This is a genomic window from Kitasatospora sp. NPDC085879, assembly GCF_040686255.1.
In the GTDB taxonomy this organism is placed as follows: Bacteria; Actinomycetota; Actinomycetes; order Streptomycetales; family Streptomycetaceae; genus Kitasatospora.
Genome location: NZ_JBFBJZ010000008.1, coordinates 35,709 through 47,616, shown reverse-complemented (window position 1 = coordinate 47,616; position 11,908 = coordinate 35,709). Strand labels below are relative to the sequence as shown.

The window sequence follows — 11,908 nt, the reverse complement described above, 5'->3', positions numbered from 1 at the left end:
TACCGCTGGGTAACTCGGCTCTGTCGACGCCGCGTTGGCATGAATCCGACACTCTAGACCCTCGGGCAGGTCCGATGATCCGGCTCCTCCTCCGCACCGCGCTGACGCTCGCCCTACCGGCCGCGCTGCTCGCCGCCCCCGCCGCCGCGGCGGCCCCACCGGCAGCAACCGCGGCCACCTCCGGCGCGGCCGCCGCCGGCCCCGCCGCCGAGTGGACGGCCCCGCTCTCCACCCGCGGCCGGTACATCGTCGACGCCACCGGCGCCCGCTTCAAACTCCGATCCGGCAACTGGGACGGCGCACAGGGCTCCTGGACCGGATCGGGCAGCATCACCGACCCGGCCAACCATCACAGCGGCCAGGACTCCCACGGCATCCCGATCGGGCTCGACCGGGTCCGACTTCCCGCACTGCTCGCCGACTTCCACCGCCTCGGCCTCAACAGCATCCGGCTGCCGTTCTCCAACGAGATGATCCGCGCCACCGCGCCCGTCCCGGACACCGCCGTCGCCGCCAACCCGCAGCTGCGCGGACTCACCCCGCTGCAGGTCTACGACGCCGTCGTCCGGGCACTCACCGCGGACGGCTTCGCGGTGATCCTCAACAACCACACCAACACCACCCGCTGGTGCTGCGGCCTGGACGGCAACGAGCGGTGGAACAGCAGCCAGTCCACGGCGCAGTGGGAGGACGACTGGGTGTTCATGGCCCGGCGGTACCGCGACAACAAGCGGGTGGTCGGCGCCGACCTGTACAACGAGGTCCGCCGCGACATCCTCGACGACCCCAACTGGGGTCTCGGCGACGGCCACGACTGGTACGCCGCCGCCCAGCACGCCGGCGACCGCATCCTCACCGAGGGCAGCCCCGACCTGCTGGTCGTCGTCGAAGGCATCAACTGGACGGGCATCCCCGCGGACGGCCTGCCGCACGGCCGCCCCACCCTCACCCCCGTCCGTACGCTCTCGCACACCCTGGTCGCCTCCCACAAGCTCGTCTACTCCGCCCACTTCTACGGCTACACCGGCCCGAACCACAGCGGCGCCACCGGCATCGGCGAGACCCACGACGCCCGCTACCAGGACCTCGGCCGCGACGAGCTGTACCGGGTCCTCGACGAACAGGCCTTCTACGTCGCCACGGAGAGCGGACAGCACTTCACCGCCCCGGTGTGGATCAGCGAGTTCGGCATCGGCGCGGACGAGGGCGCGGCCGCCCCGCGGACCTGGTTCGGCAACCTCACCGACCGGCTGGCCGCGCTGGACGCCGACTTCGCCTACTGGCCGCTGGTCGGCTGGAACGACCCCGGCCGCGGCGACAGTTGGGCCCTGCTCCGGTACACCGCCACGGGTGCGCGCTCCGGCGTGCTGGACGGCGCCGACTGGCGCGCCGACGCCTGGAACCACCTCACCGCCGCACCCACCCGCACCGGGCCGGTGCCCGCCGCCGACGCCTGGCACATGCTGACCACCGACCACGCCGACGCCGTCCAGTCGCTGCGGGTACGGGCCGCCGGCGACTGGGACAACGGCGCCCGCAAGGCCGTCTGCCCCGACGGCGAACGCCTCCTCGGCCTCTCCCACAGCGGCGGCCGCGGCCTGTGCACCGACACCGCGACCGACGGCGACCTGCGGGCCGCCACCGGCGAGGCCGAGACCGTCCGCGACGAGCGCAACGTCCCGGCGGGCGGCGACTGGGCCTCCGGGTACACCAAACTCCAGTGCGCCCAGGGCCAGTTCCTGATCGGCTACAGCGTGCGCGGCGCCAGGGTCTCCGCCGCCCTCTGCGCCCGGGCCCGCCGCCCGCTCGGCACCGGCACCCGGACGGTCTGGTTCGACCGCGGCGACAACCGCCCGGCCGGCGCACCCGGCGGTGAATTCGCCTACGGCGCCTACAAGGGCCAGTGCACCTCCGGCGAGTACGCCGCCGGCATCGCCTTCACCACCCGCGTCGGCTCCTCCGGCACCCCCGACGCACTGCTCTGCCGCCCGCTGTCCTGAACCGCGGCACCCCGCCGGGCCGGCCCTCGACACCGGCCGGGCGGGGTGCCGACTGCCCGGGCGTGCGAGCATGACGTCGCGAACGGATCGGAGAGGCCCGGCATGCTGCAGGAAAGCGCCATCGGATGGCTGTACGGGCTCGTCGGGAAGGCAGCGCCCGACGAGGGCTGGGCCGACGACGAGCACATCCGCTACGGGCTCTACCAGGAGTGCCTGGCGGGCTGCTCTGAGGACACGTCGGATGACACGGAGGAGGCGATCGTCGGGATCGTCGTCCAGGACCCGGACCGGACGATGGCCGAAGCCACTCTCGTGTGGCACGTCGACCGCCTGGCACCGGCGTACGGGCCTGCCGAGGCCTTCGCCGCCCGCGTGCGGGTGATCGCCGTCCTGGCGCCGGGGTTCGACTTCCTGCAGACCCGGATCGAGCACTGGCAGCTGGTGAAGCGGGCCGAGACCGACCCCGAGGGCTCTCTCGCCGGAATCCTGGCCGGCACCCACTGGCTCCAGCGGACGATCGTGGAGACGTCGGACTCGCCGCTGCTCCTCACCGCCCTGGCCGAGCACGGCGGCAGCCGGCGGGTCAGGAACACGGCGGCCGACCGGCTCCGCAGGGCGTCCTCGGGCGTGCGGCGCAACCCGGGCTGACCGGCCGGCGGCGCCCGGGGGTCGGTCAGCTGCGGAAGCCGACATGCACGTGGTCGTGGTGGGCGTCGTCGGTGAAGAACTGCTGGGGCGTGGTGCCGCCGGAGAGCTGGCGGGGGCCGCCGACGTTGTACGAGCCGGTGGCCGCCGCGGCGCGCATGAAGCCGTCGACCAGGTCGTGCGGGGTGGCGGGGTCGACCACAGCGTGGCCGTCGATCTGCCAGACGTCGAAGGCGCGGCCCGGCGGGTGGTCGCTCGGCCGGGAGGTGCCGAAGACGTCGATGGGGTGGCCCGAGCGGAGCACCGTCACCGCGAAGGTGTGCTGCGCGGCCAGCATCAGCATCGAGGCGAGGACGCTCTCGTGCACCCCGCCGCCGCGGACGTCGGCGACCGCGGCCGGCGGCAGCTGGATCCGCGACTCGGCCAGCACCCGCTGCGCCGCGTCGGAGAGCGTGGCGGCACGCGGGGCCGGCTGCGCCGGGTGCAGGGCGGTGACGTTCCAGCGCGGCTGCGCCCGGACGAGCCGTACGTCGACGGTGGTCCCGCCGGCGCCGTCCGGCGTCCACTGACGGCAGGGGACCATGACGCTCGCGGAGTCGGTGAGGTGGCCGCCCCACTGGGCGTTCACCACCTGCAGGACGGCCTGTGGGGCGGTTCCGAGCAGTGGTCCGGCCTGCTCGGCGAGCGACGGGTCGAGGCCGAGTGCGCGGACCCGTTCGCGGGCGGCAGCCCGGCCCTGCCCGCCCTCGGGCCAGGCACCGAGCGCCTCGACCAGCTGGGTCGCCCGCAGCTTCACGTCCGGGTCGATCTCGCCGGGACCAGGCCGCCAGGGCGTGGTGGCCGGGAGCACCGCCGAGGAACCAGCGGAAGGGGCCGCAGGCGAGGAAGGCGCGGTCGGGGAGGCGGAGCCGGAGGCCGCGCCCGTCCGGCTGGTGCAGGCGGCCAGCAGCACCCCCGCCAGGCCGAGCAGCACCGCCCGCCGGGGCACCTCGAACGCCTGCGGCGAGGGCCGGGGGTTCGCGGCACTCACCGCTCCACCGTACGTCGGCCGTGCCCGCCCGGCCCGGCCACCGCCGACGGAGGCCAGGCCGAAGGCCGTGACGACCCGGGTGTGATCACGTCGACATGGCATCCGGTCGGATCATCTTCCTCAACGGAACGTCCAGCTCGGGCAAGTCCAGCATCGCCCGCGAGCTCCTGGACATCCTGGACGACGGAGTCGCTCAGGCGCGGGTGGGTCAGCTGACTGCCAGTCGGCCAGGGGAGGCCTGACGGACTGCGTGACGACTGGACCGACACTGACTGAGAGGTCCTCCAGGCCCGCATGCCTTCCATCGGCAGCAGCACCTGGACCGGATCGAGCTGGTCCCCGCCGGATTCCCGCCCGCACCGCCTCGGTCCCGACCCGCGGCTCGTCCTCGGTCCAGGGCCGGTTGTTCTCCAGCGCCATCCGGTCACCGGATCCTGGGAACCGCCCCGTACGAGCCGCGTCAAGCCTCCCCGCGCGGGCGGGGGCAGGAGCCAGGAGGTGCGCGGTCACGCCACTGGCATTGGGCTCCCGTGGACAGAGCCGACCAGCCGGATCTCGTCAGCCTCCGCCGCCGGTCGAGCCGCCGTGACCGCCCATCGACGGGTACTGCACCCGGCGTCGGACGACCAGGTCCACCTGGACGGCGGCGGGGGCGAGTATCTGTTGCAGCTCCTGGCACAGGGCCGTGGTGTCGGTCGTCCACTGGGGCAGCGAGGTGGGCCGGATCCGGTGGCCGTTCTTCAGCAGCACGTACAGGGTGATCTTGGCGGAGACGGGCTTCCGGTCCCTCTCGTACGACTCCATGACGGAGTGGTCGATCCAGATCTGCTGTACGTCGGTGAGCGGTCTCGGCCGGTCCGTGCGGGAGCCCCGGACGACGGTCATGGTGTCCGGGGCGGCGGCGGGGGAGAACCGCAACCGGTTCACGTCCCGGAAGGCCCCGTACAGGATCACGAACGTGTTGACGACCAGTCCCAGCACGGCGGCGATCCCGACCAGAGCCCAGATCGGGCCGGGCCCCGGACTGAAGATCAACGCCATGACTGCACAGACCGGGGCGCCGTAGACGGCGCCGGCCACGAGCGACCCGAACACTTCCCCGGGCCAACGCTTGACGGCGTACCCGAGCGGCCCGACTCCCTCGCGAAGCACCACGTCGACCACGTCGGGATTCGAACGGTCCACCCGCACTCTGCTCATGACGCAACGCTAGGATGGCGCCACGGGTTGTGGAAGAGCGCGCGCGGCGCAAGACGGCCCGGCCGCAGTGCGCCTCGCTACCGGTCCCGAACCGTCCCCGCGGCGCCTTGGCGGTCAGCGTCGGGCGTCGCCCGGTGCGAGCAGGGTGGTCACCTCGGCGATCGCCTCCGGAGAGAGCTTGGAATCGCGCACTTCCCCCGCCCCCAGTGCCTCACCCGCGCGCTCATCGGAGCAGCCCTACACCTCGACCGGCGCGGCGGGGCGGCTCTCGCGGCCCGCGCGGTCCAGGGCGGTGGCCGTGTACCGGCCGGCGGGGAGGGGCAGCGGCCGGGCGCAGTCGGCCGAGGGCAGGCAGGCCGCCAGGGTGTCCGTGCTGGGCTGTGGCCCACCGCCGGGCCCCTGCGGCAGTCGGTAGAGGACGTAGCGGAAGGGCGGCGGGCCGCCGGGGGCGATGCGCAGGGTGCCGTCCGCGGCGGCCAGCGCCGGGGCGGCCGGGGGAGTGCCGCGGGCGAGCCGGGGCAGCAGCGGCGGGAGCGCGGGGCGGCGCCAGTGGTCGGCGGCGAGGCGGGCGACGGTGCCGATCGGGTCCGTGCGGAGGTTGCGGGCGCTGAAGAGGACGTGGCCGCCGATCTGCGGCAGCCCGGCGTCGAGGTCGAGGTGGCGGGAGAGCTCGGCCGGGTCCTGCCAGGCGGCGGCCTCGCCGGGGGCGCCGGCGCGGTAGGCGGCCTGGCCGATCCAGAGCAGGGTGTCGTGGCCGGCCGTGCGCTCGGCCCACCAGCGGGCGAGGGCGGCGTAGTCGGCCTGCGGGTGGCCGAGGTGCCAGTACAGCTGCGGGGCGACGTAGTCGAGGAGGCCGTCCCGTACCCAGCCGAGCGAGTCGGCGTACAGCCCGTCGTAGGACTGGAACGCGGCGGTGGCCGAGCCCCGCGGGTCCGTCGCGGCGTTGCGCCAGACCCCGAACGGGCTGATGCCGAACGCCGCCTCGGGCCGTACCGCCCGGACCAGGTCCCGGAGTTCGCGGACCAGCAGGTCGACGTTGTGTCTGCGCCAGGCGGCCCGGTCGGTGAAGGTGCCGCCGTACGCGGCGAAGGACGCGTCGTCGGGGAAGGGCAGGCCGCCGGCCGGGTAGGGGTAGAAGTAGTCGTCGAGGTGGACGCCGTCGAGGTCGTAGCGGGCCACCGCGTCCAGGATCGCCTGCTCGACGAAGGCGCGGGCCGCGGGGACGCCCGGGTCGTAGTAGAGCCGGCCGCCGTAGGCGAGGGTCCACTCCGGGTGGCGGCGCGCCGGGTGGTGCGGTACGAGCCGGGCCGGGTCGTCGTGCTGGGCGACGCGGTACGGGTTGAACCAGGCGTGGAAGGCGATGCCGCGGGCGTGCGCGGCCGCGACCAGGACGTGCAGCGGGTCCCAGCCGGGGTCGCGTCCCTGGGTGCCGGTGAGCCACTGCGACCAGGGCTCGTAGGGCGAGGGCCAGAAGGCGTCCGCGGTCGGCCGCACCTGCACGAACACCGCGTTGACGCCGAGCAGTTCGGCCGCGTCCAGCAGCTCGGTGAAGGCGGCGCGCAGCCGGTCCTCCGGCAGGCCCGGGGCGGGCGGCCAGTCGATGTGGTCGACCGAGGCGATCCAGACTCCCCGCAGCTGCCGCCGGGACGACCCCGCGGCCCGGGCCGGCCACCCGGCGGCCGTCAGGGCCAGCGCACCGCAGCCGCCGAGGAAGAGCCGGCGGGACGGACGCAGAGGCATGGCGGCTCCCGGGGGGCGAAGGTGGCGCCACTCTCGCCGCCCGCGTCCGGTGCCGTCACGCGCCACACCGCTGGCGTCCTCCGCACGGGGGAATTGCGGGGTGAATTGTCGCCGACGGCGGCGCCATCGGCCACTTCTGACGCCCGGTCGGGGAGAAGGTGGTGCCCGGCTCCACTCCTCGGGAGGCAACACCGTGCTCACCCTTCCGGCCCGGCTGCTGTCGGTGCCGCTCGCCGTCGTGCTCGCCGCGCTGCTGCCCGCGGGGGCCGCACCCGGCAGCGGGACGCGGACCACCGCCGCCGCCCGGAGCCTCGGCTCCGACCTGGACGCGCTGCTGGCCGACCCGGCGCTCACCGGCGCCCAGGTGTCCGCGCTGGTCACCGACGCGGCCAGCGGCGAGGTGCTGTACGAGCGTTCGCCCGGGGCGCTGCTGCTGCCCGCCTCCACGCAGAAGACGGTGACGGCGGCGGCCGCCCTCGACCTGCTCGGCCCGGACCACCGCTTCACCACCGAGGTGCTCGCCGCCGGCCCGCGCCCCGGCGGCCGGATCGACGGCGACCTGGTGCTGCGCGGCGGCGGCGACCCGACGCTGCTGCCGGCCGACCTGGACGCGCTGGCCGCCCGGGTCGCCGCAGTCGGGGTGACCGAGGTCGGCGGCGCGCTGCTCGCCGACGCGAGCCGCTGGGACGGCGTACCGCTCGGCCCCAGCTGGTCCTGGGACGACCAGGCCGCCTACTACAGCCCGCAGATCTCCGCGCTGACGCTCACCACCGACACCGACTACGACCCGGGCACCGTCCGGGTCGCCCTCACCCCCGGCGAGGCACCGGGGCGGCCCGCCGGGGTCCGGGTCGTCCCGGCCGAGGCGCCGGTCCGCTTCACCGGGCAGGTGACCACCGGTGCGGCGGGCAGCGCCCGGACGGCCGTCGTCGACCGCAGGCCCGGCGGTAACGAACTCCTGCTCTCCGGCAGCGTGCCCGCCGACGGCGGCCCGAGCGAGGAGTGGATCGCGGTGGACTCCCCGGCCCTGGTGGCCGCCCAGGTCTTCGCCGCCGCCCTGGCCCGGCACGGCGTCACCGTGCACGGCGCGCCCGCCCCCGGCCGCGCGCCCGCCGGTGCGCAGGTGCTCGCCGGCCACGACTCGGCGCCGCTGTCGGCCCTGATGGCGCCCTTCCTGAAGCTCAGCAACAACGGCATCGCCGAGACCCTGGTCAAGGAGATCGGCCGGGTCCGGGCCGGCAGCGGCAGCTGGGCCGCTGGCATCGACCAGGTCCGCGGCTTCCTGCACCGGGCCGGCCTGGAGCCCACCGAGGCCCGGCAGGTGGACGGCTCCGGGCTGTCCCGGCACAACCTGCTGACCGCCCGCCGGCTCACCGCGCTGTTCCGCTTCGCCCGGACCCGGCCCTGGTTCACCGTCTGGTACCGGGCACTGCCAGTGGCCGGGGACGCCCGGCGGGCGGTCGGCGGCACCCTCACCAACCGGATGCGCGGCACCGCCGCCGAGGGCCGGGTGCACGCCAAGACCGGCTCGATGACCGGCGTCGACGCCCTGGCGGGCTACGCCGAGCGGGCCGACGGGCGCACCCTCGCCTTCGCCGTCCTGGTCAACAACTTCGCCGGCAGCAGCCCCCGTTCGGTGATCGACGCCTTCGCCGTCCGGCTGGCCGGGGAGGGCCGGGCCGCCGTCCGCAGCGTGCCGCCGACCGCCGCCGGAAGCCGCGACTGGGAGACCGCCTGTCTGATGGGGGCCAGGTGCTGACGGCCCGCGCCGGCCGGCTGCCCGCCGTGCTCCTCGCCCTGGCGCTGCTCGCGGCGGCCGCCGGCTGCGTCCGCCGCGCCGACGAGGACCTCGGGCCCGTCCCGGACGTGCCCGGCGGCGCGTTCACCGTCGCCCTCACCGAGCCCGACCACCTCACCCCTGGCCGGACGACCAGCAGTTACGCCCTGCAGGTGCTGGAGGGCCTGTTCGACACCCCGCTCGCCCTGGACCCGTCCGACGGCCACGCCGTGCCGCTCGCCGCCGAGTCGATCAGCACCGACGACCAGCGGGTCTGGACACTGCGCTTCCCGTCCGGCGCCCGCTTCCACAACGGCGAGCCGGTCACCGCCGCCAGCTACGCCGACGCGTGGAACGCCGCCGCGTACGGCCCCAACGGCTGGGAGGCCAACGGGTACTTCAGCCAGATCGACGGCTACGCCGCGCTCAACCCGGCGGACGGTGCCGCGCCCGCCACGGACCGGCTCTCCGGGCTGGAGGTGGTCGACGACCGCACGCTGAAGGTCACGCTGGGCGCCCCGTTCAGCCAGTTCCCGATGCTGCTGGCCTTCCCGGCGTTCGCGCCGCTACCGAAGGCGGCCTTCGCCGACCCGGCCGGGTACGACCTGCACCCGGTCGGCAACGGCCCGTTCGCGATGGACGGCGACTGGCGGCACCAGCAGCGGATCGACCTGCGCCGCGCGACGGGCTACACCGGACCGCGCCCGCCGAAGGCCGACGCCGTGCACTTCCGGATCTTCACCAGCAAGGACACCGCCTTCACCGAACTGCGCGCCGGACACGTCGACTTCATGGCGAGCGTGCCGCCCGCCCGGGCCTACGAGGCCAAACGCACCTTCGGTCGGCGGTACTCGGTGCGGCCCAGCGGCACCATGGACTACCTCGGCCTGCCGCTCTGGGACGAGCGCTACGCCAAGCCCGAGCTGCGGCAGGCCATTTCGATGGCGATCGACCGCCGGGGCATCACCCGGGCCATCTTCAACGAGGTGTTCGCGCCCGCCGACTCGCTGGTCGCCGCGATGATCCCCGGCCACCGCGCCGGCGCCTGCGGCGAGACCTGCGACTACCGGCCGGACCGCGCCAGGGAACTGTTCGGCCGGGCCGGCGGCTTCACCGGCACCCTGGAGCTGTACTTCGCCAACTCCGACCCCACGTACGAGCAGTGGATGACGGCGGTGGCGAACGAGCTCAAGCAGAACCTCGGCATCCGGGACATCGCCTTCCGCAAGATGTCCGGCGCCGACCTCGGCCCGATCCTCAACGGCCGCAAGGCGACCGGCCCGTACCGGCAGAACTGGGTGGTCGACTACCCGAGCGTCCAGAACTACCTGTCCGGGCTGCTCGGCCCGAACAACCGCTCCGGCTGGTCCGACCCGGCCTTCGACCGGGCGCTCGCCCTCGGCAACGCCGCACCGACCTCGGCCGAGTCCGAGGCCCACTACCACCAGGCCGAGTCCATCGCACTCAAGGCCCTGCCGCTGATCCCGCTCTGGAACTGGCAGGACCAGACCGCCTGGAGCAGCCGGATCGGCACCGTCCTCGTCGACCCGTACGTCGCCGGCCTCCACCTGGAGAAGGTGACCGTGCGGCACTGACCCGACCACCGTCGCGACCACACGAACCGGGGGCGCCCGCCGATGGGCCGCTACATCGCCCGCCGCCTGCTGTACGCCGTTCCGGTACTGCTGGCGACCACCTTCCTCATCCACACCATGGTCTTCGTACTGCCCGGCGACCCGATCCAGGGCCTGGCCGGCGACCGGCCGGTGCCGCCCGCCGTCCTCGCCGAACTGCACCGCCGCTACCACCTCGACGACCCGCTGGTGGTGCAGTACGCCAAGTACCTCGGCGGCCTGCTGACCGGCGACCTCGGCCGGACCTTCGCCGGCGAACCGGTCGCCGACACCCTGGCCGGCCGCTGGCAGGTCACCCTGCGGCTCGGCCTCACCGCCTGGTTCCTGGAGACCGTGCTCGGCATCGCGCTCGGCGTCTGGGCGGCGCTGCGCAAGGGCCGCTGGGCGGACAGCGCCGTCCTCGCCGGCACCACCCTGGTCATTGCGGTGCCGGTGTACATCGTCGGCTACCTCGCCCAACTCCTGCTCGGCGTCAAGCTCGGCTGGTTCCCGGTGGCCGGTGCCGAGGACGGCTGGCCGACCGCGTACCTGCTGCCCGGCCTCGTCCTCGCCTCCTTCGGCGTCGCCTACGTCGCCCGGCTCACCCGCGCCTCGCTGCTGGAGAACCTGCGCGCGGACTACGTGCGCACCGCCGGAGCCAAGGGCCTGCCCCGGTGGCGGGTGATCGTCCGGCACACCCTGCGCAACTCGCTGATCCCGGTGGTGACCTTCCTCGGCATCGAACTCGGCTCGCTGATGGCCGGCGCCGTCGTCACCGAGTACGTCTTCAACCTGCCCGGCATCGGCCAACAGGTCTTCCAGGCCATCCAGTTGCGCGAAGGGCCGACGGTCGTCGGCATCACCACGGCGCTGGTGCTGGTCTACTGCCTGGCCAACCTGGTCGTCGACGTCCTGTACGGCCTGCTCGACCCGAGGATCCGCCATGACCGGTAGCCCGCCCGCCCCCGCGCCGCCGCCCGCTCCCGCCCCCGCGCCGCCCGCCCCCGTCCGGGACCTGTCGCTGCCCCCGAAGCGGCGCCCCGGCCGCGGCGAGTCCCCCTCCGCCGGCGCCTGGCGCGACCTGCGGTCCCGACCGCTGGTGCTCGCCTGCACCGGCGTGCTGCTGCTGATGGCGCTGATGGCGGCCCTGCCGGAGCCGTTCGTCGCACTGCTCACCGACGACAACGGCCGCTGCGAACTCGCCGACTCCCGGGTCGGCCCCAGCCTGCACCACCCCTTCGGTTTCGACCTGCAGGGCTGCGACTACCTCGGCCAGGTCGTCCGCGGCAGCCGCCCCTCGCTGGTCATCGGCCTCGCGGTGACCGCCGGCGCACTGCTGCTCTCCGTCGTCCTCGGCCTGCTGGCCGGCTTCCTCGGCGGCTGGGTCGACACCCTGCTCTCCGGGCTCACCGACGTCTTCTTCGGCCTGCCGTTCGTGCTCGGCGCCACCGTCGTCCTGGTCGCCTTCCCCGACCACGGCCTCGGCGCGATGACCCTCGTCCTCGTCGCGCTCGGCTGGACGACCATGACCCGGGTGATGCGGGCCCAGGTCATCGGCCTCAAGGACGCCGACTACGTGCACGCCGCCCGCTCGACCGGCGCCGGCCCGCTGCGGCTGATGACCCGGCACCTGCTGCCCAACGCGATCACCCCGGTGATCGTGGTCGCCATGCTGAACGTCGGAAACGTCATCTCCGGCGAGGCCACGCTCGACTTCCTCGGCGTCGGACTGCAGTACCCTGCGGTCTCCTGGGGTCTGCAGCTCAACGCGGCCCAGGCGTACGTCCTCGACTTCCCACACCTGCTCGCCTTCCCCGCGCTGTTCCTGTCGGCGACCGTGCTGAGCTTCATCCTGCTCGGCGACGCCGTCCGGGACGCCTACGACCCGAAGCTGAGATGAGGC

General features: G+C 74.5%; 9 protein-coding genes and 1 pseudogene. 7 read left to right on the top strand and 3 right to left on the bottom strand.

What is annotated here, in order from left to right:
• Positions 1–74 precede the first annotated feature (74 nt).
• Complete coding sequence (locus tag AB0P35_RS08650) at positions 75–2,000, top strand: cellulase family glycosylhydrolase (protein ID WP_363508239.1); 1,926 nt, start codon at positions 75–77, stop codon at positions 1,998–2,000.
• A 102-nt stretch (positions 2,001–2,102) separates the two neighbouring features.
• Positions 2,103–2,648, top strand: a complete 546-nt coding sequence (locus tag AB0P35_RS08645) for a hypothetical protein (RefSeq protein ID WP_363508236.1) — start codon at positions 2,103–2,105, stop codon at positions 2,646–2,648.
• A gap of 25 nt (positions 2,649–2,673) precedes the next feature.
• Here the strand turns inward: AB0P35_RS08645 and AB0P35_RS08640 are convergent, their stop codons facing one another.
• Positions 2,674–3,675, bottom strand: a complete 1,002-nt coding sequence (locus tag AB0P35_RS08640; protein ID WP_363508233.1) for a hypothetical protein — start codon at positions 3,673–3,675, stop codon at positions 2,674–2,676.
• A 95-nt stretch (positions 3,676–3,770) separates the two neighbouring features.
• On the opposite strand from AB0P35_RS08640, the pseudogene AB0P35_RS08635 reads away from it, so the two are divergent.
• Positions 3,771–3,866, top strand: a pseudogene (locus AB0P35_RS08635) (chloramphenicol phosphotransferase); the annotation flags it as partial.
• Positions 3,867–4,233: 367 nt separating this feature from the next.
• On the opposite strand, the gene AB0P35_RS08630 reads toward AB0P35_RS08635, so the two are convergent.
• On the bottom strand, positions 4,234–4,875 hold the full coding sequence (locus AB0P35_RS08630; protein ID WP_363508231.1) for a hypothetical protein: 642 nt from the start codon (positions 4,873–4,875) through the stop codon (positions 4,234–4,236).
• A 237-nt stretch (positions 4,876–5,112) separates the two neighbouring features.
• A complete protein-coding gene (locus AB0P35_RS08625; protein ID WP_363508228.1) occupies positions 5,113–6,615 on the bottom strand; it encodes a family 10 glycosylhydrolase in 1,503 nt (500 codons plus the stop codon).
• A gap of 193 nt (positions 6,616–6,808) precedes the next feature.
• Here AB0P35_RS08625 and dacB point away from each other — a divergent pair, with 193 nt between their 5' ends.
• The 4 genes from dacB to AB0P35_RS08605 are packed head-to-tail and all read left to right on the top strand — an operon-like array spanning position 6,809 to position 11,905.
• Positions 6,809–8,374 carry a D-alanyl-D-alanine carboxypeptidase/D-alanyl-D-alanine-endopeptidase gene (gene dacB / locus AB0P35_RS08620; protein ID WP_363508225.1) on the top strand — a complete coding sequence of 522 codons (1,566 nt, stop codon included), beginning with the start codon at positions 6,809–6,811 and terminating at the stop codon, positions 8,372–8,374.
• Positions 8,368–9,987, top strand: coding sequence for an ABC transporter substrate-binding protein (locus AB0P35_RS08615; RefSeq protein ID WP_363508222.1), 1,620 nt, complete (start codon positions 8,368–8,370; stop codon positions 9,985–9,987). Before dacB ends, AB0P35_RS08615 begins: the two co-directional genes overlap by 7 nt.
• Positions 9,988–10,029: 42 nt before the next feature.
• The gene (locus AB0P35_RS08610; protein WP_363508219.1) at positions 10,030–10,959 is read left to right on the top strand and encodes an ABC transporter permease; all 930 of its coding nucleotides are present in this window, start codon (positions 10,030–10,032) and stop codon (positions 10,957–10,959) included.
• On the top strand, positions 10,949–11,905 hold the full coding sequence (locus AB0P35_RS08605) for an ABC transporter permease (RefSeq protein WP_363508216.1): 957 nt from the start codon (positions 10,949–10,951) through the stop codon (positions 11,903–11,905). Before AB0P35_RS08610 ends, AB0P35_RS08605 begins: the two co-directional genes overlap by 11 nt.
• Positions 11,906–11,908: the final 3 nt, after the last annotated feature.